25 protein-coding genes and 1 tRNA gene are annotated in these 26,665 nt (G+C 69.9%); 7 read left to right on the top strand and 19 right to left on the bottom strand.

Annotated elements, in window-relative coordinates:
- Positions 1–53 precede the first annotated feature (53 nt).
- Positions 54–707, bottom strand: a complete 654-nt coding sequence (gene pdxH / locus ACGF0J_RS35140) for a pyridoxamine 5'-phosphate oxidase (protein ID WP_393153066.1) — start codon at positions 705–707, stop codon at positions 54–56.
- Positions 708–883: 176 nt separating this feature from the next.
- Here pdxH and ACGF0J_RS35135 point away from each other — a divergent pair, with 176 nt between their 5' ends.
- A complete protein-coding gene (locus tag ACGF0J_RS35135; RefSeq protein WP_393153064.1) occupies positions 884–1,990 on the top strand; it encodes a citrate synthase 2 in 1,107 nt (368 codons plus the stop codon).
- Positions 1,991–2,020: 30 nt separating this feature from the next.
- On the opposite strand, the gene ACGF0J_RS35130 is transcribed toward ACGF0J_RS35135, so the two are convergent.
- The gene (locus ACGF0J_RS35130; protein ID WP_393153062.1) at positions 2,021–4,495 is read right to left on the bottom strand and encodes a hypothetical protein; all 2,475 of its coding nucleotides are present in this window, start codon (positions 4,493–4,495) and stop codon (positions 2,021–2,023) included.
- A 153-nt stretch (positions 4,496–4,648) separates the two neighbouring features.
- On the opposite strand from ACGF0J_RS35130, the gene serC reads away from it, so the two are divergent.
- The gene (gene serC / locus ACGF0J_RS35125) at positions 4,649–5,764 is read left to right on the top strand and encodes a phosphoserine transaminase (RefSeq protein WP_393153060.1); all 1,116 of its coding nucleotides are present in this window, start codon (positions 4,649–4,651) and stop codon (positions 5,762–5,764) included.
- Positions 5,765–5,833: 69 nt separating this feature from the next.
- Here serC and ACGF0J_RS35120 read toward each other — a convergent pair whose 3' ends face one another.
- From ACGF0J_RS35120 to ACGF0J_RS35105, 4 genes are all read right to left on the bottom strand, one after another.
- Positions 5,834–6,469 carry a rhomboid family intramembrane serine protease gene (locus ACGF0J_RS35120; RefSeq protein WP_393153058.1) on the bottom strand — a complete coding sequence of 212 codons (636 nt, stop codon included), beginning with the start codon at positions 6,467–6,469 and terminating at the stop codon, positions 5,834–5,836.
- 113 nt (positions 6,470–6,582) lie between these two features.
- Positions 6,583–7,347 (bottom strand): crotonase/enoyl-CoA hydratase family protein, encoded by a 765-nt coding sequence (locus ACGF0J_RS35115; protein WP_393153056.1) that lies wholly within the window; start codon positions 7,345–7,347, stop codon positions 6,583–6,585.
- 6 nt (positions 7,348–7,353) lie between these two features.
- Positions 7,354–8,127 (bottom strand): SDR family NAD(P)-dependent oxidoreductase, encoded by a 774-nt coding sequence (locus ACGF0J_RS35110; RefSeq protein ID WP_393153054.1) that lies wholly within the window; start codon positions 8,125–8,127, stop codon positions 7,354–7,356.
- Positions 8,128–8,173: 46 nt separating this feature from the next.
- Entirely contained in the window at positions 8,174–8,512 is a 339-nt protein-coding gene (locus tag ACGF0J_RS35105) for an STAS domain-containing protein (protein ID WP_101785558.1), read from the bottom strand.
- A 74-nt stretch (positions 8,513–8,586) separates the two neighbouring features.
- Between ACGF0J_RS35105 and ACGF0J_RS35100 the strand changes: the two genes are divergently transcribed.
- Positions 8,587–9,609 carry a potassium channel family protein gene (locus tag ACGF0J_RS35100; RefSeq protein ID WP_393153052.1) on the top strand — a complete coding sequence of 341 codons (1,023 nt, stop codon included), beginning with the start codon at positions 8,587–8,589 and terminating at the stop codon, positions 9,607–9,609.
- On the opposite strand, the gene ACGF0J_RS35095 is transcribed toward ACGF0J_RS35100, so the two are convergent.
- The 4 genes from ACGF0J_RS35095 to ACGF0J_RS35080 form a co-directional block, all read right to left on the bottom strand.
- Complete coding sequence (locus tag ACGF0J_RS35095; RefSeq protein WP_393153050.1) at positions 9,581–10,342, bottom strand: energy-coupling factor ABC transporter ATP-binding protein; 762 nt, start codon at positions 10,340–10,342, stop codon at positions 9,581–9,583. The two genes, ACGF0J_RS35100 and ACGF0J_RS35095, sit on opposite strands and share 29 nt — an antisense overlap.
- Entirely contained in the window at positions 10,339–11,109 is a 771-nt protein-coding gene (cbiQ, locus tag ACGF0J_RS35090) for a cobalt ECF transporter T component CbiQ (RefSeq protein ID WP_393153048.1), read from the bottom strand. The genes ACGF0J_RS35095 and cbiQ overlap by 4 nt, the downstream gene beginning before the upstream one ends.
- Before the next feature lie 25 nt (positions 11,110–11,134).
- On the bottom strand, positions 11,135–12,151 hold the full coding sequence (locus tag ACGF0J_RS35085; protein WP_393153046.1) for an energy-coupling factor ABC transporter permease: 1,017 nt from the start codon (positions 12,149–12,151) through the stop codon (positions 11,135–11,137).
- A gap of 70 nt (positions 12,152–12,221) precedes the next feature.
- The gene (locus ACGF0J_RS35080; RefSeq protein ID WP_393153152.1) at positions 12,222–14,069 is read right to left on the bottom strand and encodes a glycosyltransferase family 2 protein; all 1,848 of its coding nucleotides are present in this window, start codon (positions 14,067–14,069) and stop codon (positions 12,222–12,224) included.
- Positions 14,070–14,398: 329 nt separating this feature from the next.
- Here ACGF0J_RS35080 and ACGF0J_RS35075 point away from each other — a divergent pair, with 329 nt between their 5' ends.
- On the top strand, positions 14,399–14,758 hold the full coding sequence (locus tag ACGF0J_RS35075; protein ID WP_393153044.1) for a hypothetical protein: 360 nt from the start codon (positions 14,399–14,401) through the stop codon (positions 14,756–14,758).
- A 315-nt stretch (positions 14,759–15,073) separates the two neighbouring features.
- On the opposite strand, the gene ACGF0J_RS35070 is transcribed toward ACGF0J_RS35075, so the two are convergent.
- Complete coding sequence (locus ACGF0J_RS35070) at positions 15,074–15,643, bottom strand: CGNR zinc finger domain-containing protein (protein ID WP_393153042.1); 570 nt, start codon at positions 15,641–15,643, stop codon at positions 15,074–15,076.
- Positions 15,644–15,714: 71 nt separating this feature from the next.
- Here ACGF0J_RS35070 and ACGF0J_RS35065 point away from each other — a divergent pair, with 71 nt between their 5' ends.
- The gene (locus tag ACGF0J_RS35065) at positions 15,715–16,470 is read left to right on the top strand and encodes a class I SAM-dependent methyltransferase (protein WP_393153040.1); all 756 of its coding nucleotides are present in this window, start codon (positions 15,715–15,717) and stop codon (positions 16,468–16,470) included.
- Positions 16,471–16,655: 185 nt separating this feature from the next.
- On the opposite strand, the gene ACGF0J_RS35060 is transcribed toward ACGF0J_RS35065, so the two are convergent.
- From ACGF0J_RS35060 to ACGF0J_RS35050, 3 genes are all read right to left on the bottom strand, one after another.
- The gene (locus ACGF0J_RS35060) at positions 16,656–17,615 is read right to left on the bottom strand and encodes a DUF1838 family protein (RefSeq protein ID WP_393153038.1); all 960 of its coding nucleotides are present in this window, start codon (positions 17,613–17,615) and stop codon (positions 16,656–16,658) included.
- Positions 17,616–17,708: 93 nt separating this feature from the next.
- Positions 17,709–19,178, bottom strand: coding sequence for an MDR family MFS transporter (locus tag ACGF0J_RS35055; RefSeq protein ID WP_393153036.1), 1,470 nt, complete (start codon positions 19,176–19,178; stop codon positions 17,709–17,711).
- Between the two features lie 456 nt (positions 19,179–19,634).
- Positions 19,635–20,819, bottom strand: coding sequence for a hypothetical protein (locus tag ACGF0J_RS35050; protein ID WP_393153034.1), 1,185 nt, complete (start codon positions 20,817–20,819; stop codon positions 19,635–19,637).
- A 223-nt stretch (positions 20,820–21,042) separates the two neighbouring features.
- Between ACGF0J_RS35050 and ACGF0J_RS35045 the strand changes: the two genes are divergently transcribed.
- A complete protein-coding gene (locus ACGF0J_RS35045; RefSeq protein WP_393153032.1) occupies positions 21,043–21,348 on the top strand; it encodes a hypothetical protein in 306 nt (101 codons plus the stop codon).
- A gap of 181 nt (positions 21,349–21,529) precedes the next feature.
- Here ACGF0J_RS35045 and ACGF0J_RS35040 read toward each other — a convergent pair whose 3' ends face one another.
- Both ACGF0J_RS35040 and ACGF0J_RS35035 read right to left on the bottom strand, forming a co-directional pair.
- Positions 21,530–22,378 (bottom strand): hypothetical protein, encoded by an 849-nt coding sequence (locus ACGF0J_RS35040; RefSeq protein ID WP_393153030.1) that lies wholly within the window; start codon positions 22,376–22,378, stop codon positions 21,530–21,532.
- 193 nt (positions 22,379–22,571) lie between these two features.
- Positions 22,572–22,874 carry a hypothetical protein gene (locus ACGF0J_RS35035; protein WP_393153028.1) on the bottom strand — a complete coding sequence of 101 codons (303 nt, stop codon included), beginning with the start codon at positions 22,872–22,874 and terminating at the stop codon, positions 22,572–22,574.
- Between the two features lie 445 nt (positions 22,875–23,319).
- Here ACGF0J_RS35035 and ACGF0J_RS35030 point away from each other — a divergent pair, with 445 nt between their 5' ends.
- On the top strand, positions 23,320–24,282 hold the full coding sequence (locus ACGF0J_RS35030; protein ID WP_393153026.1) for a hypothetical protein: 963 nt from the start codon (positions 23,320–23,322) through the stop codon (positions 24,280–24,282).
- A 291-nt stretch (positions 24,283–24,573) separates the two neighbouring features.
- Here ACGF0J_RS35030 and ACGF0J_RS35025 read toward each other — a convergent pair whose 3' ends face one another.
- The 3 genes from ACGF0J_RS35025 to rlmB all read right to left on the bottom strand — a co-directional run bounded on the left by ACGF0J_RS35025 (position 24,574) and on the right by rlmB (position 26,598).
- Positions 24,574–25,164 carry a hypothetical protein gene (locus ACGF0J_RS35025; RefSeq protein WP_393153024.1) on the bottom strand — a complete coding sequence of 197 codons (591 nt, stop codon included), beginning with the start codon at positions 25,162–25,164 and terminating at the stop codon, positions 24,574–24,576.
- Positions 25,165–25,542: 378 nt separating this feature from the next.
- Positions 25,543–25,615: transfer RNA gene (locus tag ACGF0J_RS35020), tRNA-Thr, on the bottom strand.
- Between the two features lie 20 nt (positions 25,616–25,635).
- Entirely contained in the window at positions 25,636–26,598 is a 963-nt protein-coding gene (gene rlmB / locus ACGF0J_RS35015) for a 23S rRNA (guanosine(2251)-2'-O)-methyltransferase RlmB (RefSeq protein WP_393153022.1), read from the bottom strand.
- Between the last annotated feature and the right edge of the window lie 67 nt (positions 26,599–26,665).

Raw genomic sequence — 26,665 nt, 5'->3', positions numbered from 1 at the left:
TGGTGTCTAACAGATGACGCCTAACAAACTCCCCGAATGACACTTGAGGCACATTATGGGGCAAGCCTCTCCAACGCCCACCCGGTCGAGGTCCGCCGGTAGCGGAGCCTGTCGTGCATCCGGTCGAGCTGGCCCTGCCAGAACTCCACCTCCGACGGCACCACCCGGAACCCGCCCCAGAAGTCGGGCACCGGCGGCTGCTCCGGCCAGCGGGCCGCCAACTCCTCGTAGCGGGCGTCCAGCTCCTCCCGCGAACGCACCACCGCCGACTGCCTCGACGCCCAGGCCCCGACCCGCGACCCGTACGGCCGGGAGTCGAAGTAGGCGGCCGACTCCTCGTGCGGCAGCCGCACGACCGAGCCCTCCACCCGCACCTGGCGCCGGATCGGGTGCCAGGGGAACAGCAGCGACGCCCGCGGGTTCTCCGCGAGGTCACGGCCCTTGCGCGACTCGAAGTTGGTGTAGAAGACGAAGCCCGACTCGTCGTAGCCCTTCAGCAGGACGGTCCTGGCGCTGGGCCGGCCGCCCGCCGAGGCGGTGGCGAGCACCATGGCGTTCGGCTCGGGCAGGCCCGCGTCGAGCGCCTCCTGGAACCAGAGAGTGAACTGCGTGACGGGGTCGGCCGCCATGCCGGTTTCGAGCAGCGGCTCGCCCTCGTACGTGCGGCGGAGCCCGGCCAGCGAGGGCGGGCGCGAGGTTGCATCCACGAGACGGTATTCTTGCGCGCCCGGCGTCAGACCCCCCACACCGCCCCCCACCTGCGGCGATGAAGTTTCGATGGGTCCGGAGACCGAGCATGAGGGGGAAGGGGGTTAAATTGACCCGCCGGTATCTCGACATCAAGGCATTGCCGGAACATGGCAAGAAAGGGAGGCGGCCGAGAATGTCCGACTTCAAACCCGGCCTCGAGGGTGTTGTGGCTTTCGAGACCGAGATCGCGGAACCGGACAAAGAAGGGGGCGCCCTTCGATACCGGGGCGTCGACATCGAGGAGCTGGTCGGCCGTGTCCCCTTCGGGCACGTATGGGGCCTGCTGGTCGACAACAAGTTCCAGCCGGGCCTGCCCCCGGCGGAGCCGTACCCCATTCCTGTCCATTCCGGTGACATCCGCGTAGACGTGCAGAGCGCCCTGGCCATGCTGGCTCCGGCGTACGGCTTCAGGCCGCTGCTCGACATCAGCGACGAGGAGGCGCGCGACCAGCTCGCCCGCGCGTCGGTGATGGCGTTGTCCTTCGTGGCGCAGTCGGCGCGCGGCCTCGGCCTGCCGATGGTGCCGCAGAGCCGCGTCGACGAGGCCAAGACCATCGTCGAGCGTTTCATGATCCGCTGGCGCGGTGAGCCCGACCCGAAGCACGTCAAGGCCATCGACGCCTACTGGACCTCCGCCGCCGAGCACGGCATGAACGCGTCCACCTTCACCGCCCGCGTCATCGCCTCCACCGGGGCCGACGTGGCGGCCTCGCTGTCCGGCGCCGTCGGCGCCATGTCGGGCCCGCTGCACGGCGGCGCCCCGGCCCGCGTCCTGCACATGATCGAGGGCGTCGAGCAGCTCGGTGACGCCAAGAAGTACGTGCAGAGCGAGCTGGACAAGGGTCAGCGCCTCATGGGCTTCGGCCACCGCGTCTACCGCGCCGAGGACCCCCGCGCCCGCGTGCTGCGCCGCACCGCCAAGGAGCTCGACGCCCCGCGTTACGAGGTCGCCGCCGCGCTGGAGCAGGCGGCTCTGGAGGAGCTGCACGCCCGCAAGCCCGACCGGGTGCTGGCCACCAACGTCGAGTACTGGGCCGCGGTGGTCCTCGACTTCGCCGAGGTGCCGTCCCACATGTTCACCTCGATGTTCACCTGCGCCCGCACGGCCGGTTGGGCCGCGCACATCCTGGAGCAGAAGAAGACGGGCCGGCTCGTCCGCCCGAGCGCCAGGTACACCGGCCCGGCGTCGCGCCCACTCAGCGACGTGCCGGGCGCCGACGAGGTCGTCGGCACCATCTGACGCTCACGCGACTCGCCGCCCGGACGCGCGTCAACCGGGCGGCGAGTCGCATCCGGCCCCCTTGTCGGTCGGCCGGCACATCCGCACCGCGCTGATCGGCCGGCCGGACTCGACGGACATCAGCCACACCTCACGGCCCTGCGCGTCGTGGTCGGTGGCGTGCCCCGAGAAGGTGACCGTCCCCGTCGCGCCCTCGAAACCGAGGCCCCGCAGGTTGTAGTGCACCCCGCTGCTGATGTCCCCCGCGCCGCCCTGGGTGCGGTAGTCGTCGAACGCGATCGCGACGGCCTGCACCGCGTCGTAGCCGAAGGAGGCGTGGGCGCTGGAGTAGGCCGACGTCTTGCCGGCCCACTGCCGGATGGTCCGCTGGGCCTGGTTGGGCGAGGTGTCGCGGACGTCGGTCAGCGACACGAACGACATGCTGACGTCGTGGCCGCTCTCGTCGGAGCCCACCTCGTTGGCGATCGCCCCGGTGAGGTCGTCGGAGACGAGCAGCCTCACCCGCCGCTTCTCGCAGGAGGCGCCCCAGGCCCGCTTGAGGCCGCTGAGGAAGTCGGCCCGGCCCGTGTAGTAGACCACCTTCGCGCCGGACGCGCAGGCCGCCTCCATCGCCGCGCCCAGCGAGGCGTCGTCGGTGAACGCGTGCTCCGACCTGGTCCCCGGGTACGCGCGCAGGAACAGCTCCTTGAGGTCCTGGCTGTAGAGCTCACCCGGCTGGCGCTGCCAGACCACGGCGACCGGCGGCCGCCTTCCCACGTCGCCGGCCAGCCCGATCGTGGTGAGCCAGTGCACCGTGGCGCTGATCTGCAACCGGTCGACGACCGCGAGCCGGAACAGGTACGCCGACCGGCCTGACCCGACCGCGGCGATCTGGTCCACGGTGCTGACCGTGCTGACCATGGGCAGGTTCGCCCCGGTGAGCGTCGCCACCGCCCGGCGGACCTCCTCGCGGCTCCAGGCGAAGCCCACGACCGCCGCCAGGGACGGGTCGGTGCGGGCGCGCTCCGCGACCGCCAGGGCGGCCCGCTCGGCGCTGAGGAAGTCCTGGCCCGTGTTCGCGAACACGATCCGCAGCTTCCAGTCGGACTTGCTCCTGTTGTAGCTGTCCTGGTAGGCGCCGATCCCGGTCAGCTCGCCGGCCACGGCCGACATCTGCCCGTCCTTGAACTTCGCGCCGGGCTCCGTCGTGAGCGGGCCCAGATAGGCGACGGTGAACACCTTCGCCGCGAGCGGCACCTGGCCGTTCTGCTCCTCGATGCGGCCCACGACCTTCTCGACGAGCGGATGCAGCGCCATCCTGTCCGGCGGGCCGAGTCCCACGCACTGGCCGGCCACGGACTCCAGCGCGGTCCCGCAGCCCGAGGCGGCGGCCGCCGCCCCGGCGACGGGCCCGGCGATCAGGGCGAACACGACGACCCAGAACGCCAGCGGACGCAGCGGCAGCGGCCAGAACTCCCTGTCGCTGAGCGGCGGCGCGTCCACCTCGATCACCAGGTACGGGCTCGGCCTGGCCCGCCGCGCCCGCTCCCGCCACTGCCGGACAAGCCGCCTGGAGTCCGCCACCTCGCCCCTGACGGGCCGCGCGGACCGGCCGCCCGGCGGCACGCCGGTGGACACGACCAGCAACAGCGGGCCGCGCTGGCCGTCGCTGACCCGCACGTCGTGCACGAGCTCCATACACCGGCGGGACCCGGTGACGGGATCGGCGTCGTTGAGGAGGACCACGGGGTAGGTGTCGCGCCCCCAGCCCGGCCACGGCAGGACGCGCCGCTGGTAGGCCTGCCGGAGGTCCTCCAGCAGCGCGGTCACCAGCAACCGCTCGACCTCCTCCGGCGGCGCCTCGCACAGGCGCTGGGCGTAGCGGATGATGTCGTCGCCGCGCCGGCGCGGCAGGGTCGGCGCCTTCTTGTACCAGCGGTAGAAGAGCGGGCCGCGGATCAGCCCCACGGCGTGGACCAGGGCGACGAGCAGCGTCGCGGCGACGACGGCGGACAGGAGCGCCAGGCTGAGGCCGTCCACAAGTTTCTGCAGACCGTACGCCGCCAGGCCGGAGGCGGGGATCCACGTGGTCATGGCCCTGCCCAGGTAGTCGATCGTCGCCGCGAGTCCCCTCGCCGTGGCCGCCCTGGACCTGCGCCACGTGGCCAGCGCCGGCTTGAGCACGGCCCGCGGGGGTGCGGCGTCACCCGTGCGCTGCGTCCAGGCCCACAGCACGAACTGGGTCAGCGGGAAGCGGGGAGGCGGCAGCAGGGTGTCCTTGTTCCACTTCGTCAGCGAATGGTCCTCGTCGGCGCCGGCGAGCTGTCGCACGATCGAGACGACCGAGGTGCCGCTCGCGCTGATCTCGGCGAACGGCGCCCGATGCCGGAACAGCCTCGCCTTCTCCGCCGCCTCGGCCGCCGCGCCGCCGGTGAAGACCAGGATCGGCAGCTCCCGTTCGCGGGCCAGGGGCCATGGCCGGCGGACCACCCTGTCGATCACCTGGTACACGTCGGAATGCGGCATGCGGGATCCGGCCTCCGGACTGATGTGTCGCCCCCGGGTCACTTGTGGCTAGGGGTGAGCGTACGTGATCACCCCCTTCCCGGCCAGGGAATCGTAGGTCTCACCATCCGGACCCGGGCCTGTTCACCGCGACGGCGTCAGTAGGCTGGTCAGGTGGCTGACATCGTGATTCCCGCTGACATCAAGCCCGCCGACGGCCGCTTCGGCTGCGGGCCCTCGAAGGTTCGCACCGAGCAGCTGGCCGCGCTCGCCTCCTCGGGAGCGAGCGTCATGGGCACCTCCCACCGCCAGAAGCCGGTCAAGAGCCTGGTCGGCCGCGTGCGCGCCGGGCTCGCCGACCTGTTCTCCCTGCCCGAGGGCTACCAGGTCGTGCTGGGCAACGGCGGCACCACCGCGTTCTGGGACATCGCCGCCTTCGGGCTGATCCGCGACCGCTCGCAGCACCTGTCGTTCGGCGAGTTCTCGTCCAAGTTCGCCACCGTCGCCAGGAAGTCTCCCTGGCTCGGCGAGCCGTCGATCATCAAGTCCGAGGTCGGCACCCACCCGGTGGCGGCCGAGCAGGACGGCATCGACGTCTACGCGCTGACCCACAACGAGACCTCGACCGGCGTGGCCATGCCGATCCGGCGGGTCGGCTCCGACGACTCGCTCGTGCTGGTCGACGCCACCTCCGGCGCCGGCGGCCTGCCCGTCTCCATCGAGGAGACCGACGTCTACTACTTCGCTCCGCAGAAGAGCTTCGCCTCCGACGGCGGCCTGTGGATCGCGCTCATGTCGCCGCGTGCCCTGGCCCGGGTGGAGGAGATCGCGGCCACCGACCGCTACGTGCCGGAGTTCTTCAGCCTGCCGATCGCGATCGACAACTCCAGCAAGGACCAGACCTACAACACCCCGGCCGTGTCCACGCTGTTCCTGCTGGCCGACCAGCTCGACTGGATGAACGGCAACGGCGGCCTGGCCTGGACCACCGCCCGCACGGGCGACTCGGCCCAGCGCCTCTACTCCTGGGCCGAGAAGTCGGCCTACGCTACGCCGTTCGCCGCCCCGGAGTTCCGCTCGCAGGTGGTCGGCACGATCGACTTCTCCGCCGAGGTGGACGCGGCGGCCGTGGCCAAGGTGCTGCGCGCCAACGGCATCGTCGACACCGAGCCCTACCGCAAGCTCGGCCGCAACCAGCTCCGCATCGCGATGTTCCCGGCGATCGACCCGGCCGACGTCGAGGCGCTGACGGTCTGCGTCGACTACGTGGTCGAGCGTCTCCAGCCGTGACACGACGACAAGCCCCGGGGTTTCCCCGGGGCTTGTCGTGTCGCCGCCTGAGGGGCGCTACGGCGCCCCTCAGGGGCCCTGGTAGGACACGGGCGTGGCGGGGCGCCTGCGGCGCAGCAGCCAGGCCGCGACGACCCCCGCGATCAGCCCGAACAGGTGCCCCTGCCAGGAGATGCCCTGCTGGTTGGGCAGCAGCCCCCACAGGATCGAGTAGTAGGCGATCGCCACCCCGACGCCGATGGCGATGTCGAGCGGGCGCCGGTCGAACAGCCCGCGGCCGACGACGTAGCCGAAGTAGCCGAACACCAGCCCGCTGGCCCCCACGGTGATCGTGTCGGGGCTGGTGAACCAGGTGCCGAAGCCACCGATCACGATGATCACCGCGGTGGCGCCGAGAAACCTGCCGATGCCGCGCAGCGCCGCCAGAAAGCCGAGCACGAGCAGCGGCAGCGAGTTGGCCATCAGGTGCCCGAAGCCCACGTGCAGGAACGGCGCGAAGAAGATGCCGAGCAGCCCGTCGGGGTCCCACCCCACGATGCCGAACTGCCGGTCCAGCGTGCCGTTGAGCATGTAGTCGACGATCTCGACGCCCCACATCACGCCGAGCAGCAGCACCATGACGAAGGCCGCGCCGAGGGCGCTGGTCAGCAGGACGCCCGCGCCGCGCTTGGCCGACTCGAACGCGGACCTCGTGCTGTCGTTCATGCGCCCTCCCGGTGTACGCCCTCTTCTTTACCGTACGCAGAAGCGGTTATGCGCGCGTAAGGGAAAACGGGCCCCTCCAGCGGCGGGAGGGGCCCGGAGGCGGGCGGCGCGGGCTACTCGCCGCTCCAGCGGGGGGCGCGCTTCTCGGCGAAGGCGGCGGCGCCCTCCATGGCGTCCTTGGACGTGAACACCGGGTTGATGATCGCGCCCTGCCGCTCGAACATCTCCTCCAGCGGCCAGTCCTGCGACTCGATGACGACCTTCTTGGTGGCCGCCAGGGCGAGCGGGGCGTTGGCCGCGATCTTGCGTGCCAGCTCCAGCGCCCCCTCCAGGGCCGCGCCGGGCTCGGTGATCCGGTTGACCAGGCCCAGCTCGTACAGGCGGGCGGCCGGGTAGTGGTCGCCGGTCAGGGCGATCTCCATGGCGACGTGGTAGGGGATGCGGCGCGGCAGGCGCATGATGCCGCCCGCGCCCGCCACCAGGCCGCGCCTGGGCTCGGGCAGGCCGAACTTCGCCTCCGCCGAGGCCACGATGACGTCGCAGGCCAGCGCCAGCTCGAAGCCGCCCGCCAGCGCGTAGCCCTCGACGGCCGCCACCAGGGGCTTGGCCGGCGGGGCCTCGGTCAGCCCGCCGAAGCCGCGTCCCTCGACCACGGGCAGGTCGCCGGTCAGGAAACCCTTGAGGTCCATGCCGGCGCTGAACGTGCCGCCCGCGCCGGTCAGGACGTAGGCGGAGATGTCGGGACGGGACTCCAGCGAGTCGAGCGCTTCGGCGATGCCCCGCGCCACCGCGCCGTTGATCGCGTTGCGCGCCTTGGGGCGGTTGATGGTCAGGACGGCGACGCCGTCCGACTCCTCGACGAGCACGTCGTCAGACACGGGACCTCACTTGGGCTGGAAGCGGATGCCGCCGTCGAAGCGGATGACCTCGGCGTTCATGTAGTCGTTGTGCACGAGGGAGAGGACGAGCCTCGCGAACTCGTCGGCGCGGCCCATCCGCTTGGGGAAGACCACCGGCGCGACGAGCTTGGCCTTGAACTCCTCGGCGTTGCCGGAGAAGCCGTAGATGGGGGTGTCGATGATGCCGGGGCAGATGGTGTTCACCCGGACGCCGATGGCGGCCAGGTCGCGGGCGGCGGGCACGGTCATGCCGACGATGCCGCCCTTGGAGGCCGAGTAGGCGAGCTGGCCGGTCTGGCCCTCCAGCGCCGCCACCGAGGCGGTGTTGATCACCACGCCGCGCTGTCCGTCGGCGTCCGCCGGCTCCGTCCGGGCGATGGCGGCGGCGGCGATGCTCATGAGGTTGAACGTGCCGATGAGGTTGACCTCGATGACCTTGCGGTAGCTGTCGGGACTGTGCGGGTTGCCCTCGCGGTTGACCGTGCGCTCGGCCCAGCCGATGCCCGCGCTGTTGACCACGACGCGCAGCGGCCGGCCGGTGGCGACGGCGGCGTCCACGGCCGCCCGCACCTGGTCCTGGTCCGACACGTCGGTCCGGGCGAACACGCCGCCCAGTTCGTCGGCGACGGCCTTGCCGCGCTCCTCGTTGAGGTCGGCGACGACGACGGTCGCGCCCTGGCGTGCGAGCTCCCGGGCGGTGGCCTCGCCGAGGCCGCTGGCGCCGCCGGAGATGATTGCTGCAGATCCGTTCACGTCCATAGCGGGACCCTAACCGGTGACCGAATGAAGTTCTAGGCGGGGTGGCTCAAATCTCACCCACGGCGCTGTCCACGTCGGAGTAGACCTTGATCCGCCGGTCGAGCCCGGTGGTGCGCAGGATGCGCGCCACCGGCGCCTGGGGGGCCGCCAGCGAGACACCGCCGCCCTCTCCCGTGGCCAGCCGCCACGCCTCGATCAGCACCGACAGCCCGCTGGAGTCCATGAACGACAGTTGTTGCAGGTCGAGCACGAGGCGGGCACTGTCCTGCTTGATCGCGTCGCGCACCTCGTCGCGGAGGAACGGGGCGGTGAACAGGTCGAGCTCTCCCTCGACGGCCACCACCACGGCATCGCCGAGTGCGTGACGCGCCAGCCGCAGCTTCATTCGGCCCCTCCTCGATGAGCCACTGTACTTCGACATCCCCGACTACCGGGCCCGCACAAACTACGATCATCCGCATGCAGGAGGACGAGACGGTATTCGGGGTGCGTCTGCCGTCCCCGGCCCGGAGCCCGCTCGTGGCGGTGCTGCGCCGGATGGCCATCGCGCTGCTCATCCTGCTGGCGATGTACGCGCTGGTCCTGATCGACCTCGAAGGTTACCGCGACAGCGCCGACGGGACGGTGTCTCCGCTGGACGCCCTCTACTACGTCACGGTCTCGCTCTCCACGACGGGCTACGGCGACATCACGCCGGTGAGCGCCGAGGCGAGGATCATCAACATCGTGGCGGTCACCCCGCTGCGCATCGCGTTCCTCGTGGTGCTGGTCGGCACCACGCTGGAGGTGCTCACCAAACGCACCCGCGAGGCCATCAGGATCGGCCGATGGAGGGACAGGTTGCGAGATCACACCGTGGTCGTCGGCTACGGCACCAAGGGGCGGGCCGCCATCCGCACGCTGCTGGAGAGCGAGCGGTCCAAGGACTCGATCGTCGTGGTCGATCCCAGCCCGGCCGCGATCGAGGAGGCGGCCCTCGACGGCTTCACCGGGGTCGTGGGCGACGGCACGCGCGCGGGGGTGCTCAGGCGCGCCGCGCTGGCCGCCGCCCGCGAGGTCATCATCGCCACCCACCGCGACGACACCACCGCCCTGGTGACGCTCACCGCGCGCAGCCTCAACGCGACGGCGACGATCGTGGCCGCCGTGCGCGAGGCCGAGAACGACCCGCTCGTCCGGCAGAGCGGCGCCGACGTGGTGATCACCTCCTCGGACGCGGCCGGCCGCATGCTGGGCGTCGCCACGCAGAGCCCGGCGGTCAGCGCGCTGATCGAGGACTTCCTGGTGTACGGCAAGGGCCTCGACCTGTACGAGCGACCCGTCGGCGCGGCCGAGGTCGGCAAGACGCCCCAGGCGTCGGGAGAGATCGTCCTGGCCGTGGTCCGCGATCACGAGATCCTCACCTTCGCCGATCCGCGCGCCGCCGCGCTGCGGGCGGGCGACAGGATCGTCGTCATCCGCGTTCAGCGGCCGCCGGAGTAGCCGTGGGCGGGATGGCGAAGCCGTACGGCAGCTCCAGCCGGTGGGCGGCGAGCAGGTCGGCGTCGGCGAGCAGCTCCCGCGTCGGCCCGTCGGCCGCGATCACCCCGCCGGACAGGATGAGCGAGCGCTCGCACAGCTCCAGCGCGTACGGCAGGTCGTGGGTGACCATCAGCACGGTCACGTCCAGCGAGCGCAGGATCTCGGCAAGCTCGCGGCGGGCGGCCGGGTCGAGGTTGGACGACGGCTCGTCCAGCACGAGGATCTCCGGCCCCATCGCCAGCACGGTCGCCACGGCCACCCTGCGGCGCTGCCCGAACGACAGGTGGTGCGGCGGCCGGTCGGCGGCCGCCAGCATGCCGACCCGGTCGAGGGCGTCCGTGACGGCGCGGTCGAGCTCCGCGCCCGACAGGCCCATGTTGGCCGGGCCGAAGGCGACGTCGTCGCGGACGGTCGGCATGAAGAGCTGGTCGTCGGGATCCTGGAACACCAGGCCGACACGCCGCCGGACCTCCTTGAGCGTGTCGCGCCGCACCGGGATGCCGGCCACGGTGACCGTGCCGTGGCCGGGGGTGAGGATGCCGTTGAGATGCATGACGAGCGTGGTCTTGCCGGCGCCGTTCGGGCCGAGCAGGGCCACCCGCTCGCCGCGCCCGATCGTCAGGTCCACGCCGAACAGCGCCTGCGTGCCGTCGGGGTAGGCGTAGGCGAGACGACTGACTTCCAGAGAGTTCACGCCCACCATCCCCACGCCGACAGTCCGCACACCGCGAGAGCCGAGAGCGGCAGCGCGAGCGCGGCCGCCCACTGCCCGGCCGACGCCGAGAGGTCGGCGGTGACCGGCAACTGGCCGGTGTAGCCGCGGCTCAGCATCGCCAGGTGCACCCGCTCACCCCGCTCGTACGACCGGATGAACAGGGCGCCCGCCGACCGCGCGACCACCGGGACGTGCCGCAGGTCGCGCGCCTCGAATCCGCGCGACTCCCGCGCCACCCTCATCCGCCGCATCTCGTCCACGATCACGTCGAGGTAGCGCAGCATGAACATCGCGATCTGCACCAGCAGGGCCGGCAGGCGCAGCCGCTGCGCGCCGAGCAGCACGGCGCGCGGCTCGGTGGTGGCCGCCAGCAGGATCGAGGCGACCACGCCGAGCGTCGCCTTGGCCAGGATGTTCCACGCCGCCCACAGGCCCGGCACGCTCAGCGACAGGCCCAGCACGGTGGTCCGCTCCCCCAGCCCGATGACCGGGATGAGGAAGGCGAACAGCACGAACGGCACCTCGATCGCCATCCGCCGCACAACGTGCCCGGCGGGCACCCGGGCGGTCCGGGCGACGGCCGCCAGCATCGCCGCGTACAGGCCGAACGCCCACAGGCTCTCGCGCGGCGTGGCCACCACGACGACGGCGAAGGCGAGCACGGCGAGCAGCTTGCACTGCGGCGGCAGCCGGTGCACGACGGAGTCGCCCGGCAGGTAGAGCCGATGGTGATGCCCAGCACCCACCCGCCGTCCACCGCCCTTCGTTCGCTCAGACCCCGGCCCGCTCGCGGTCCGCGGCACGGCCGCGCGCCGCGTGGGCGACTGCCGCGGCGACGAGCAGCACGATCCCCACGCCGATCACACCGGCGACGCCCACGGGGATGCCGCCCACCTCACCGTAGTCGGCCAGCGACCATGAGCCGAACAGGTGGTCGGTGGCCTGGCCCAGGAAGCCCTTGTCCTCGGCGACCGACTCCAGCCCGTCGGGGCTGGCGGAGGCGAAGAACGACACCACGCCGGCCAGCACCAGCGTCACGCCGAGGCCGCCGAGCAGGAACGGCCGGGTACCGCGGCTCCCGGCCTCCGGCTGGTCGGGCTGGACCGTCGTGGTGCCGCCGGCGTCCCGCAGCAGCAGCGGCGCGGCGAGCCCGCGCGCGCCGTACACGAGATCGGGCCGCACGGCCAGCACCGCGCCCACGGTCAGCGCGGTGATCACGCCCTCGCCGACGCCGATGAGCACGTGCACGCCGCCCATCGCGGCGGCCACCGTGCCGGCCTCGATCGGCGCGGTGCCGCCGATCCAGAACAGCAGGGTGAAGACCAGCGCCGAGGCGGGCACCGAGACCAGCGCGGCGAGGAAGGCCGCCGCCGTGATCGCGCCCTTGCCCCGGGCCACCCGGGTGACCAGCCGGAAGACGCCCCAGCCGACCAGCACGCCGACGATCCCCATGATCGTGATGTTCACACCGAGGGCCGTCAGCCCGCCGTCGGCGAAGAACACGCTCTGCACGAGCAGCACCACGGCCAGGCAGAGCACACCGGTGAACGGGCCGACGAGTATCGCGGCCAGCGCCCCGCCCATGAGGTGGCCGCTGGTGCCGGCGGCGACGGGGAAGTTCAGCATCTGGACGGCGAAGATGAAGGCGGCGACCAGCCCGGCCATGGGGGCGGTCCGGTCGTCGAGCTCGCGCCGGGCGCCGCGCAGGCACACCGCGACGCCGGCGGCCGCGACGGCCCCGGTGGAGAGGGATACGGCCGCGTTGAAGAAACCATCGGGTACGTGCACGACACATCCTCCAGATGCGGGATTACAGCCCCACTTTAGGACGTTGTCTTGCACCTGCATATAGGTGGCATTAGCGCAGCATGCGTCGGAGCAGGCTCCTGGCTGTGAGTTTCCGCACCACCGTGCTCAGCCGGCCCCTTCCGGGCGTCGCGTACGGCCGCACGCTCCTCAGCGCGATCCCACCCCACGGCCGGCGCGGCCCGGCCACGGTCGCGGGGTCGGTCTCCACCCGGAACCGCGCGGGCGGCCCGCCCACCTCCACCTCCAGGTAGGCGTCCCAGGTGCCGGGCGCGAACCGGCCCACCGGCGGCCTGGCCGCGAAGCCGCCACCGGGCAGCGCCACCACCCGGTCCGCCCGCTCGTCACCCGTGCGCCGCTCCCGCCAGACCAGCCGCCGGATCGCCGACGCCGCGGGGACGCACCCGCCGACCAGGACCTCGCCGTCGATGGCCAGCCGCTGTCCGAGCGCCCATCGGGTACGCGTGATGCGCACGGTCCCCGGCACCGTGAGCAGGTGCCCGCCCACGTCGACGCTGAGGTTGCCGTTGTCCTTGGTGAAGTAGGGGATGGCGACCACGCCCCGCACCAGGCGCGGCGCCGGCCTGGTGACCTCGTCGTCGCGGTCGGCGCCCAGCCTGGCGTGCCGGACCACGCCCTCCACCTCGATCGCCACCCGGAGGTCCCACACGCCGGAGCCGAGGGCGCCCAGGTCCACCCGCGCGGCGAACTCCACGCCGGCGCGGCCGCTCCGGGCCGGGCCGTGCGCCGCCGCCACCACCACCTCGTGGGCGGGCTCGGCCCGGGAACGCAGCAGCAGGCTGACGCCGTCGGCCGCGCGGACGCCCTCAAGGCCCGCCTCGCCGGTCACCACCAGCCGGTCGGCCTCCCAGCGCAGCCCGGTCAGCCGGCGGCGGACGGCCGCGCTCTCGATGCAGGCCAGCCGCGCCAGCCGGTCCACGTCCTCCAGCGCGGCGAGCCGCTGCCGGTCGATGCCGCTCAGCCGGGCGCGGACGCCCGAGGTGAGCCACTCGTCGCACAGCGCGGCGACCTCCTGGGCGATGTCCTTGCGCCGGACCTCGCCCGCCTGCAGGAACGGCGCGCCGAGCTGGGCCAGCACGTCGAGCTTGAAGTGCCGCAGCAGCAGGTGGTCGCGCAGCGGCCCGGGCGGGACGTGCTCAGCCATGAGCGCGATCGGGCCCCTGATCATGGTGAGCCAGCCGAGCGGGTCACGACTGCCCGCCTGCTGCATGATGCTGCTGCCGTCGGGCCGGGCGACGAGGTGGTAGCAGTCGTGCTCGGCCACCACGGAGATCGCGTCGGCGTGGCAGAAGGCGTGGACGGTGAAGTGGATGTCCTCGCCGATCATCACCCGTTCGGCGAACCTGATGCGGTGCCGTTCGAGCATCTCCCTGCGGAACAGCTTGAAGCAGCACAGGCTGTTGTAGACGGCGCTCTCGCCCAGCGGCGCCCGGTCGGCGTCGCGGTGGAACATCGAGGCCGGGGCGCGCCGACCATGGCCGACGATCTTGCCGAGCACGATGTCGGAGCCGTTGCGGTCGGCCATGGCGACCATCCGCTCCAGCGCCTCGGGGCCGAGGTAGTCGTCGGCGTCGCAGAAGAAGACGTAACGGCCGGTGGCGTGTTCGAGGCCGATGTTGCGCGGCCGGCCGGCGCCGCCCGAGGAGCCCTCCAGGCGCACCACCTTGACGCTGGCGCGGTGGTAGGCCGCGTACAGGTCGAGCAGTTCGGCGCTGCCGTCGGTCGAGCCGTCGTCCACGACGACGATCTCCTTCTTCACTCGCTGGACCAGCGCCGAGGTCAGGCAACGGTCGAGGTAGGGCCGGCAGTCACGGACCGGGACCACCACGCTGACATCCACCGCGTCCTCGCCGCCGCCGTCAGTGCCCGTTGTCGTCATGGCCACGCCACGCCCCTCGATAGCTACTGTCCGCGTCCATTCGGCTTCAGTATGTGACCGCGCCGGGAGGTCGTGCGGCCGTATCGCAGACTTCGACGTACGCGCCCCCCGTCCCCGCCGACGACGGTCTGCCGCAGATGATCCCAGCCATCACCAGCGACCGGTCACAGTCCGTCAACGTCGAATTACATTCAGGAACAGGGTTTTCCCCCGCGGAGGAGAGAAGTTCTACACCGGTAGGAGTGGCTTACTCCGACCGTCCGGCGGTGATCCGCCGAGGGCCTCCACGCGTCTACGCTTAGGCAACCTTGACCGGGGAGGTGGCGGGAATGGCATCTGATCTCCGCAGGCACGGGTCGACCGACTCGGCCGTGCGTGCCGCCGAGCTCATCGTCTCCTCGGCGCGGCTGGCCGAGCTCCACGAGTGCTCCGCACTGCTGCGCCGTACGAGGATGCGAGCCGAGGAGATCGTGGAGGAGGCGCGCGCGCTGCTCGCCGAGGCCGAGCTGCACGGGGATCCGGTGCGGATCCTCGCCCTCGGCGCCCAGCTCGACGAGGCGCGGCAGTCCTACAGCAAGGTGCTGACCGCCTACGTGGCCCTCTGCCGGCGCATCAACGCCGAACGGCAGGACATCATGCAGGCCCAGATGCGGGACGGACGGTCCGCGGGGCTGTCGGGGGTCGCCTGACGGCTTTGGGGATGGGTGGCCCGTCACGTACGGGCGGGCCGATATTCGCGCGAGCGGTGAACCGTCGCGGCCCGTGAGGCGTCCTCCTTCACAGGGAGGCCCACATGCGCGTCCTTGACGGTCTCGCGGCGCCGGATCTGGAGGAGCTCCACCTGGAGCTGCTCCTCACCACGGCGCTGCACGAAGAGGCGGAACGACTGGCCGCCGAATGAACGGGCTCCAGCTCCCCGGGCCGCCCCCGGGGAGCTGGAGCAGGGGGCGGCCCGGGGAACTGGAGCAGGGGCGGCCCGGAAAGCTGGAGCAGGGGGCGCTCGCTCACCCCGCCCTGCCCCTGGCCCGGAACGCCGCCGTCTTCACCCGGTTCTGGCAGGCGGTCGAGCAGAAGCGGCGAGTGCCGTTGCGCGAGACGTCCACGTAGACCCGGTCGCAGTGCGGCGCGGTGCACACGCCCAGCCGGTCGCCGAACTCACCGCCCAGCACGATCGCCAGCGAGGTGGCGCAACTGGCCCCCCAGTCGGCGGCCATGGTGCCACCGGGACCGTGGAAGTGCAGGTGCCACGGCTCGCCGTCGTGCCGTTCGAGCCTGGGCCGGGCGCGGGTCTCCTCCAGCAGGGCGTTGACCCGGTGGGCGGCCGCGTCGACATCCTGCGCCGCCATCGCCTCGAACACCTCCCGCAGCCGGGCCGCGACCTCGGCCAGCTCCGTGGCCTCGGCCGCCGTGACGTCACGCTGGCCCGGATAGACGTCGCGGAGCGCCCGGCCCGCCGCCCCGGCGAGGTCGTCAGGGAGCGGGGCGGGGCGCCCGCGCCGCTCGCCCGGGGTCAGCTCGTTCACCAGGGTGACCGTGACGCGGACCACGGCATCTGTGTGACTGTTGAAATCCAATTGACCGGTTACACCTTTTGCTCTAGCTTGTGACTGACGAAAGTCTAGACGACAGTGACAAGGAGTCGGCTGTGCTTACTCACGATGCCGCACAGGAGTGGATCGCGCGCTGGGACCGCCAGCAGGAGGGCTACCTGCCCGACCGCGAGGAGCGCTTCACCGTGCTGATCGACGCCGTCGAGGCGCTGGGCCGCCCCGACCCCCTGGTCATCGACCTCGGCTGCGGCCCCGGCTCGCTGTCAGCCCGGCTGGTGGAACGGCTGCCCCAGGCCAAGGTCGTCGCCGTGGACGCCGACCCGCTGCTGCTCGGCCTCGGCCGGGCCGCCTACCCGCACCTGACGTTCCACTCCCTCGATCTGCGCGTACCCGGCTGGAGCGCCTCGCTGGGGCTGGACCGCCCGGCCGACGCGGCGGTCAGCACGACCGCGCTGCACTGGATCTCCGAGCCGGAGCTGCAGACGATGTACGCCGAACTGGCCACCGTACTGCGGCAGGGCGGGGTGCTGCTCAACGGCGACCACCTCGACTCCGACGACGACACCCCGGCCATCGGCCGGCTGGAGCGCGCCGTACACGAACGGGAAACCGAGCGCGTCTTCGCCAACGGCGGCCGGCCGGAGGACTGGCGTGAGTGGTGGGACGCCATCGCCGCCGACCCCCGCTTCGCCGAACTCGACACCGCCCGCACCACAGCCGGCGCCAGCCACCACGGCTCCGAGTCCCACCTGCTTTCCCAGCACGTCGAAGCCCTCCGCAAGGCCGGCTTCGCCGAGGTCGGCACCCTCTGGCAGCGTGGCAACAACCGCCTCCTCTGCGCCGTCCGCTAGCGCCCGACAGCATCCGTCGGCTGGCGCCAGACAGCGTCCGTCCACGACGGCGCGACGCTCGGCCGGGTGGTCCGGCCGAGCTCACGGCCGAGGTGGCCCGACCGGGGTGCCCGGTCGAGTTACGGCCGAGGTGGCCCGGCCGAGCTCATGGCCCGCTGCGGCCGCCGTACGACCGGTCCGGCATCCTACGCCTTGCCCTGCGCGGCGCACCAGCCGGCCCAGGTAGTGGCCCCGCCGCCCAGTTGCTTGGCGTGGAAGGAGGTCCAGGAGTTCTCGCTCGGGCCAGGCGCGGTGGGGGCGGCCTTGTAGAGCGGATAGGCGGCCTCGACCTCCGCGCGCAGCCACGGCTCAAGGTCGCGGTAGGAGTGCAGCGACCAACTGCGGGCGTGGTAGGTGAGCTGCCCGCGGACGTCGGTCTCCGGCAGGCACATGAACGGCGCCCACGGACTCGTCCTCGACCAGCTGATCTTGGTCTTCATCGCGCCCCTGGGGACGGTGCCCACGACCGTGCGCGCCGCGACCTCGCGGGCGTCGACGTAGAAGTCGAACATCTCCTGGGCCGTGTAGACACCGTTCACCAGGCCGAACGACTCGCCCAGCGCGAGCTTGAAGTCCGTGCGGACCGGGATGTCGCTGGTCCACACGGTCTCGTCGTGCACCTCCCGCATCGGCGGGCCCGCGTAGGAGGGCGTGACGTTGAACGGGCCGAAGTTCACCGTGTCGTTGTTGATGGGGACGACGGGGTAGGTCCGGAGGTCGATCGGGTTCTTCCACTCCCGCAGGACCTTCGTAGGATCGGCGGGGTCGGTGTAGAAGACGATCTCGCGGGAGAGCTGGTAGAGCTGCGTGGTGCCGGGCACCCGGTACAGGCGCCGGATGTTGTAGCCCTCCAGATTGAACAGCTTCTGGCCATGGCGCAGCCGCGGATCGTAGGCGTTGCCCTCGATGTTGGCGTAGACGGAGCCCGAGATCCGGAAGACCATGTCCTGCCCGTCCGGACGCCCATGGGTCTGCAAGGCCAGCAGCCCGCTCTTGTCCGTGACCGTGCGGTAAACCGGCCCCGGATCAGTCGGATCATCCGTCGCCGCCGCGCCGGGGACGGCGACGCACACCACCAACGTGGCGAGGGCTGCGGACAAGGTCAAAGCACGACGCTTGAACAAGGGTGCTCCTGTGGTGCAGAGGGTGACAGGACCGTCGTGATCATCGCAGCCGACCAGGCCCGCCCTCAACAGTGATCACGCCGCCGCCATCGGCGGAGCCTCCTCGATCTCGCCCTTGCGGTCCGCCCGCGCCGGCAGGAGCAGGGCGGTGATGACCACGACCACGGAGAGCACCGCCCCGATGATGAAGGCCAGCCGCATGCCGTCGAGGTTGGCGAGCGCCTCCGTGGCTCCCGCGGCCCTCAGGTCATCGGCCCGCGCACTCATCACGGTGATCACGAGCGCGGTGCCGATGGCGGCGGAGACCTGCTGCAGCGTGCTCAGGATCGAGCTGGCGTGGGAGTAGAGCGGCGGTGGAACCGCTCCGAGCCCGAGCGTGAACACGGGGGTGAACGTCGCGGCCAGCCCCACCATCAGCAGCGCGTGCAGACCGAGGAGCTGCCAGAACGGCATGGTCATCGTGACCTGCGTGAAGCCGGTGAGCGCCAGCGTGATCGCGATCGCCCCCGGGATCACCAGGACCCGGCCGCCGAACCGGTCGAACAGGCGGCCGACGGTCGGACCGAGCAAGCCCATCGCGAGGCCGCCCGGCATCACGAGCAGCCCGGTCTGCAGGGCGCTGAGCTCGCGGACGTTCTGCAGGTACAGCGGCAGCAGGATCATCGAGCCGAGCATCGCCATGAACGCCACCGACATCATGATCAGCGCCACCGTGTAGGTGCGGTGCCGCAGCGTGCGCAGGTCGAGCAGCGGCACACCGCGCTTCTGCAACGACAGCTGGCGGACGACGAAGACGGCGATGGCGACCAGACCGGCCGCCACGATCGCGGCGGCGACGCTGACGTCACCTCCCTCGAACCGGCTGAGCCCGTAGACCAGGCCGCCGAAGCCGGCGGCCGCGGTCACCACGCTCCACCAGTCGACGGTGCTGAACTGGGGCTCTCCGACGTTCTTGAGCTGCTTCAGGCCGCGCCACGTGATCAGGGCGGCGATGGGGAGCACCACGGCGAACAGCAGCCGCCAGGACCCGAACTGGAGGATCACCCCGGAGACCGTCGGGCCCATGGCGGGCGCGACCGAGATGGCCAGGGTGACGTTGCCCATCACCCGGCCCCGGTCCTCCTCGGGCACCACCTGCATCAGCGTGGTCATCAGCAGCGGCATCATCACAGCGGTGCCGGACGCCTGGATGATGCGGGCGCCCAGCAGCACCTCGAAGGTCGGCGCGACGGCGGCCAACGCCGTGCCGAGCAGGAACAAGCCCATCGCGGTGGTGTAGGCGCCGCGGGTGGACACCCGCTGCAGGAACCATCCGGTGATCGGGATGACAGCGGCCATGGTCAGCATGAAGGCGGTCGAGAGCCACTGCGCGGTCTGCTCGGTGATGTGCAGCGCGCCCATCAGCCGCGGGATCGCGTTGATCATGATCGTCTCGTTGAGGATGACCACGAAGGTGGCGAGCACCAACAGCCGGATCACGGCCGGGGTGCGACCTGGGGCGGTGGCCGCGGGGGTGGCGGGTGAGTCGAGCTGTGGGCTGGGCACGGTACCTCGATCGGGGTTGTCGAACATGACAGGGGGATGGCTGGCGTCGCAGCCTGGCGACTCACAGGAAGTGGTGGTCATGTGAAGACTGACAGACACCACCGACAAAACTCATCGCCCGCCCCAGCATTCCGGCAAGAGGTCCGCCTTGTCACCCGGTTTTCATCGCGGCCCCACCACCCGGACCGTCCCCGACCTGGGCGAACACCCCACACGCCCGAAAGCACGCTCCCTTGCGACAGTGGGCGTCCGATGGTGGGCGCCACGAGCCTGGCGCGCCCATGGACCCCAGGTGACCGGCCGCGCCTACGGTCGGCCTCATCCTGTACGGCGGGGAACGGCCGTCGCCGTAGGCGTCGGCCACCAGGCGCTGGATGTCGGTCATCTGGGGAGCCTAGCGACGCAGAAAGCCTCGAAGGCCCCCTTCGGAGCGGTCCGCTGACTCGCCGAACACCGTCACGTCCTGGCGGGAGGCGGCGCGTCGTCGGAATCGCCCTTGGTGATGACGGCGAGATATGCCATGCCGGCCGCCGCGATCGCCGCGTGAACAGCGATCATGAATTTGGACAGCTTGGCCCCTTCCATGGCCAGCGCGACCTTCCCCAGGGGATTGACGAAGGCGGCGACGGCCAACCCGAACATGATGGCGAGCTCTGCGTAGGAGACAGTCAGCGCGAGGTCGTGGAGGCGGTTCTGCGCCTTCACGAGATCCTGCAGCGCGTTGGCCTGCGCGACCGCCTGGTCGGCCAGACGATATCCGGCGGTGAAGAAGTCACGGAGCTTCTTGTCGGCAGGTGCCAGCGCCTCACTGTCCCACGCCTCGGCGAGCGCCTTCCTGTGGTGCACGCTGTTCGCGCCGAAGATCTCGTCGAGATCCTCGGCCATTTCGGTCCACCGGCCGATCGCCGTGTCGAGGGCGTGGTCGTCCGGGATGGCGGTCGCGAGCGAGAGCGCGAAGCCCAGCAGCGCGGAGAAGCTCAGCTTCGTGGCAGCCGAGATGACGGCGTTGGAACGCGCACTGAGCTTCGCCGCTCTTGAGTACTCGCGCTCAGCGCTTGCGACGTCCCCGTTCCACCGTCGCGCGTACTCGTATTTCCTGTGTGCGGCGTCCAGGGCCAGGCCGCGTTTCGAGTAGGGACCGCTGTCGGGATAGAGCCCCGCGAAGACGGCCGAGGCTGTCGCTCCGGCCATCAACCCCCCGCTGCGCATGTCCAGGAGGTTGTGCGACGAGAGCATGTCGTCGGAGATTCCCGGCTCGCCCCACTCAGGCCGATGATCTCTGACCCGAGAGTCCGGGTCTTGGTGAAGATCGTATCCGTCGTGCGATCTCGTGAGGCCGCCGATCAGGGTCTTCAGGTTGGCGTCCTCGGTCTTCACATACCCGTCGGCGGTGGTCATGAGATCGCCGGCCAGCTTATCCAGGTGCGTGATGCGATCGCCGACCTTGCCGCCGAACCCGTCCACCACGAAGCCGTAACGCCAAGCGGCGGGCATGCCGACCACACCCAACGCGTGCCACGAAAGGCCGGCCTCGGGAACCGTCTCCTTGAGCATCCTGAGCCGCTCCTGGACCGGCTCAAGATCGTACGCGACGCGTTTGACGCCCTGCGCGCTCACGTTCAGATAGGTCGATTCAGCCACAGGTCGATCATTCCACCCTCAACCCTGCCGGGCAGTGACAGTTCGACGAACACCCGTGACGGGCTATGCCATCTGCCGGCACTGCAGCTCACCGCGGAGACGGGGAGGCCCGCCGCGCGCGCCGGCCGCGCGGATCCAGCGCTCGTCGCTGTTCTCGCGACAGCGCATGCGGCCGTCAGTATCCTTTGCCACGACAGAAGATCATCAACGAAGGGACTCGGCGATGAGAACCGGCCTCAAGCTGTGCACGGTGGCCTCGGGGGTCGCGCTCCTGCTGGCCTCCGGAGTGAGCGCCGCGAGTGCGGAAACCGCACTCGCGGCCCCCAGTTGCGTCAAGAAGACGGCAGAGGGCATCAACCACCTCGGTTTCCACTACGTCAGAGTGAAGAACGGTTGCAGCCGCAAGTACAACGTCAAGGTGGTATGGAAGTGGGCGCCCGACAAGTGCGGCAACATCGGTGCGGGTAAGACGTTAGAGTTCCTCGCCCCGCTGACCATCGCACGGTACGACAAGCTGGACCTCTGCTAGAACAGCGAGCGGGCGCGGCCCGCAGCCGCGCCCGTCCCCAGGAATAAGCACACCGTCCCCGGACAGGTGAATGTCGCTCTCGGTGTCGCGAGTCCGCTCAGGAGCGCACCAGGAGCCCACCGAGAGCATTTCCGGTCGCTCCACGTCCCGATCATCTGACCGGCGAACACAAGGGAGTGGCTCAGGGCCGGTAGTGGGGGTTGGTGAGGTAGTCACCGAAAGTGCCGGTCTCGGCATCGTAGGAGCGTACGCCCCTGACGAAGCGTCCCTCGACCCCGCCGGGAAACGCCACTTCCCGCTGGTGCCCCGTGCGCAGGGCGCTGCCCATGGTTTCGGCGAGGTCGATACCGCCCGGCGCGTCCACATCGTAGAGGTATCGGGCCGGGAAGATGTCCATGGGGTTGTCCAGCCTCGTGGTGCTGACGAACGCCGACGGCTCGAACCGCAGGTGGGACTCCAGATCGGTGTTCGCCGGGTTGCGTGGGTGGAAGCCCGCACCGAAGATGTCGTCCGGGTGGCGGTCGTCGGCCCGTCTGAGGATGAGCCGATCCTGACGCCACACCGGCTTCGGCGAGATCGCCCCGACCTTCACGCTCCTGTCCGCGGCGGCCCGCAGCGGGTCGGGACGACCCCCCAACCGCATTCGAAGCCCGAGCTGCTGTGGGGCGGCCGCCTCAAGGATCCGGGCGAGGCGCTTGTTGACGCCTTCCGCCAGCCGCCCGCCGAAGAACCGGTCGAGCTGACGGCGGAACAGCACCACGGCCCGCTGGGCGAGCAACCGGGCGCCGCTGATGTACGCGCGGGCCGTCAGGGCCGACATGCCGCCGGTGAACGGCAAAGTGGCGGCAGCCCACGCCGGCATCACGGCCGTTGCCGCAGCGATCGCGATCAGCAGCTTCTTCACCAGCTCGACGAGCACTGCGGCCAGGTCATGGCTGTCGGCCAGAGCATTCATGGTGGTGACGAGGCTCTGCAGATGGGCGCTGTCGTCGCCGTCCTGGTGGTACTCGGCCCAGAAGCCGTTGAACAAGCGTCGATGTGGGCGCCGCTGTTGCCCACGTTCGCGTACCGGATGGCACCGTGCGCGGCCGGGATCACGTCGGTGGCCAGCGTCTCCCCGCACCCTCTGTAGGCGGCGGCGCACTCGCGCAGGCCGTCTTCGTCCTCGGTCGGCCACGGTACGCCGAGCATGGAGAACGCCGCCTACAGCGGAGGCGGCAACATCACCGCCAAGCAAGCGCCTCGTCGATCACCTGCTCGGCGGCCAGCTCCGTGACGGCCGACCGCTCGCTCATCTCCCGTACACCCGCTCCGACGGCTGACAGGTTGTCGTGGAGGTGGGCGCAGGCCTCACCCAGCCGCTCGTTGACCTGGTCCATCACCGTGCCGATGAGACCGATGCCCCAGGGCGAGCGGGAGCCCCCCGCGATGGACGACAGCAGCGCGCCGGTGTGCCTCCCGAACTGGTCGACCGGCTCCCGCAGACGCCGCACCGCGCCGTCCAAGGAATGGCGGTGTACCTCCATAGCCAGCCAGGATAGCGGTCCAGGTCACGAGGGCACGCTCAGCTCTCCCCTGTTCCCGACCTCACGGCCGGGACCTCTAACGACGCCGCAGGCCCTCGCTTCATGCTACGGACCGCCTCATTGCCCCCGTGTAAGGGCCTCTGGCGCTGGGCCTCGACCCCGCCCGTTTCCAGACGAAACCGCCAGCCTGCTACCCGGGCCCCCTGGCAGCTACCCGGACCGGACTCCCACCGGCAAGCGACGACGAGCTTACGAACGGACAGATCAGCCGCTACGTCACGGCTTCACCTCCGTCCTGCCGGGCGCACGAAAGATCGAGGCTAGTACCCATAAAGAGAGGGCTACTCTCACATAGATTTTCCGTAGCGATACATATTTGACGACATGACCCATAATCAGCCATCCATTTAACCACATTATGTGTTTATCGCGATACGATGACAATATGCGCCTAACGCTGCGATTCAATGCCGCAGGCCGGGACGGAAGCAGCCCACCCATAACTCATGACGAGCTGCGAAGTGTCCTGTGCGAGCTGGGGTGGCTGCCGGTGAATCACGGCCTGGGAATCCAGATGCGAACAGAGCTTCTCCACAATCTTGCAGTCGCTAATGCAAGCCTCGCCAGAGAGGTGGACGCAGGAGACCCCATTGCCTTCGCACCTAGACCTCGCCTGTGGGGACTAATGTCGCTCGAATTCAACAATCGCATCACCATTCGGTTGCTGAGTAACAATCTCATCGAGCTCTACGATGAGGCAGCGACGATTGTGCGGGAATTCCCCTCCGGGTTTCATCGGACCATGAAGCGGCACCCTATCGGCTTCGAGCCGGACGTGATCGTCCGCCACCCTTCCTCAGAGCAAGAGCGTATACTTGCTGGAGAAGTTAAAAACAGTAAACCAGATTACAGATTCTACACCTATCTCACCAAGGAGCGCGAGAACAACTTCAAGCACATACAATGGCTCCTTATTATAGCTATCGCTTGCGGCGCACTATCTATATACGGATGGATAACACGACACAACAATATGCTGCACTGGGACAAGGCGGATTGGTCCTACGCAGCACTCTGGTTCGACCGTATCGCGACAGCGCTGATCGTCGCCATTCTCATCGCCTGGCTACTTCTAAGGGTCGAGTTCCGCGAATGGAAGCGCGCACAACCCTATATTGAATGGAACTTCAGCAAACTTATGGATCTGTTCGTATACCAAGATCCGCAGCAAGGCCAGCAACCGGGCAAGCAGCGAATCATCCGAGGGGTACTGTCACAAACACAACCCCAGGTTCAACGATTGATGCCGTCACAAAGCCAGCAGTCCCAGCTCGGCCAGACCCATCCTCCCAGCGGCGCCAACACCCAGAGACCAAGGACCGTCTGGAGCCCCTGGCGGCGAAGGTGACGTAGTCGCAAAGCCGGAAGCTACGCCGAGCCCACCCTCGTGGATTCCAAGCTTATGCGGCTTCCACCTCGGGGCCCACGGGGGGCAATCGAACCCCGAAGCTTCTGTTTACAAGTCCCCAAACGGTCTTCAGAGTCGTTCGTTCTGCTGGTCGCGGAAGGCCCGGTCGTTCACCGTAGATCGTCTATTCGAGTGGCTCCCAAGGTGGCTCCTAGCAAGGCCAAGAAACCACCTCGCCGACCTACCATGCCTTGGCGAGCGATTGGGCGCCCGAGACGGACGAATCGTCTATCAATCGTCGATCCAGATGTACCACTGGCCGTCGAAGTGGCGGTAGTAGCCTGGCGCGTCGATGTCCGGCTCTCCACTCGGACTCCAGGCGAAGCCGTAACTTCCGAAGAAGCCCGTGTTCTCGATCATGAAGCCGAAGGCCCGGTGGGTTCCTTCAAGGTACTCGACGGGATACAGACCGATCCAACTCAGCTTCCCCGGCGGGGTCCCCTCTGACACCGTCTTCGCAAAGTGGTCGAGACTGCCGCGTGACAACTCGAAACGCATCCTGAGCGGCGCACCGACGTGGACCAGCGAGCCGACCAACGCCACGACCAGAGGCGGCACGGCCCAGAACGTCCAGTTACGACGCAATGCGACTGGCTTCCCCCGCCTGACAAGGACGACACCGAGCACGATCAGCCAACCGACGCCGAACAACAGCCAACCGACACCGACGAGCATGAGCCACGCGAAATGCCACCCAGGAGCACTCGTCGCATAGACCGTCCCCAGCCCCAGCAATGCGGCGACCGTCCCCCACGCCCTGCCGCTGACGTTCATCGGAGCGCACAGGCGAGACGCATTGGGAAGATCGCTCGTTGTGTCCACCGCGTGATCCTAACGTTCGCTGATGGCGATTCCGCCGAGCTGGTGTGTACATATGGTGCGGAAGCTCACGATCGATGTCGGGAGCTTTGTTCATGGCGCTCGCGTGCGCTCCTGTCGTCGAGGACATGATCGTGACCCGGGCAGTGACAAGTTGCGGATACAGGAATGCGCGGAAGTACGGCCAGCCCACTACCCGGTGAAACGGCCTGCTGGAGGGCGACCGGCGCGCGGCCACGGAGGCCATCTCCAGCTCTCCTGGATGGACGGATCCCGGTGGCTCCCAAGGTGACTTCCGAAGGCGCTGAAGACACCGGTTGACGACCGGAAGGCAGAAGGCCCCTGACGGCGTCATGCCTGTTCAGGGGCCTTCCGGTGCAGAGCCGACGAGGGGAATCGAACCCCTGACCTTCTGTTTACAAGACAGATGCTCTGCCGATTGAGCTACGTCGGCGCGGCCTATCAGTGTAGACGCTAGCGGCGCCTGTGACGAGCGACCTCGTAGAGTGCCACTCCCGCCGCCACCCCTGCGTTGAGCGACTCGGCCGCCGTGCTCATCGGGATGCGGGCGACCACGTCGCAGTGTTCGCGGACCAGGCGGGACAGGCCCTTGCCCTCGGAGCCGACGACGATCACCAGGGGCTCCGACAGGAGGCCGACGTCGCCGATGTCGGTGCGGCCCTCGCCGTCGAGGCCGATGACGAACAGGCCGGCGTCACGGTATTCGCGCAGGGCCGCCGTGAGGTTGGCGGAGCGGGCCACGCGGAGGGTGGCGAGGGTGCCGGCCGAGGTCTTCCAGGCGCCGCCGGTGACGCCGGCCGAGCGCCGGGCGGGGATCATCAGGCCGTGGGCGCCGAAGGCGGTGGCGGAGCGGGCGATGGCGCCGAGGTTGCGGGGGTCGGTGACACCGTCGAGGGCCACGATGAGGGGCACCTCGGCCGCGTCGCGGGCGATCTCCACGAGCTCCGCCGGGTGGGCGTAGTCGTAGGCCGGGATCTGCAGGGCGATGCCCTGGTGGACGGACTGCTCGGTGAGGCGGTCGAGCTTGTCGCGGGTGGCCTCCAGCAGCGCGATGCCCCGCTCGGTCGCGATCTTGATGGAGTCGCGGACCCGGTCGTCGTTGTCGATGCGCTGGGCGACGTAGAGGGCGTTGGCCGGCACGCCGGCGAGCAGGGCTTCCAGGACGGGGTTGCGGCCGCCGATGTATTCGGGGGCGTCGTCGGAGCGGCGCTGCCGGGGTGCGGCGGGGCGGCGCTGGCCGCCGCGCTCCTCACGGGTGATGCGCTCGGTGCGCGCCTTGTCCTTGTACCAGTGGCGCATCTCGGCGGGCGGGGTCGCGCCCTTGCCTTCGAGGCCGCGGCGTCTCTGCCCTCCGGCGCCCTTGGACGGGCCCTTCTTCTTCGCGGGCCTGCCCGACGACCTACCCCCAGCTGCCATGGCAACAAGGGTACTCGGACCGGCAGGCGTCTCATCCCGCGCGAAACGGGCCAGGCCGCGGGGCGCC

This window comes from Nonomuraea sp. NPDC047897 (assembly GCF_043204415.1).
Classification (GTDB): Bacteria; Actinomycetota; Actinomycetes; order Streptosporangiales; family Streptosporangiaceae; genus Nonomuraea.
The sequence above is the reverse complement of the archived record's forward strand: the minus strand, read 5'-3'. Positions and strand labels throughout refer to the sequence as shown.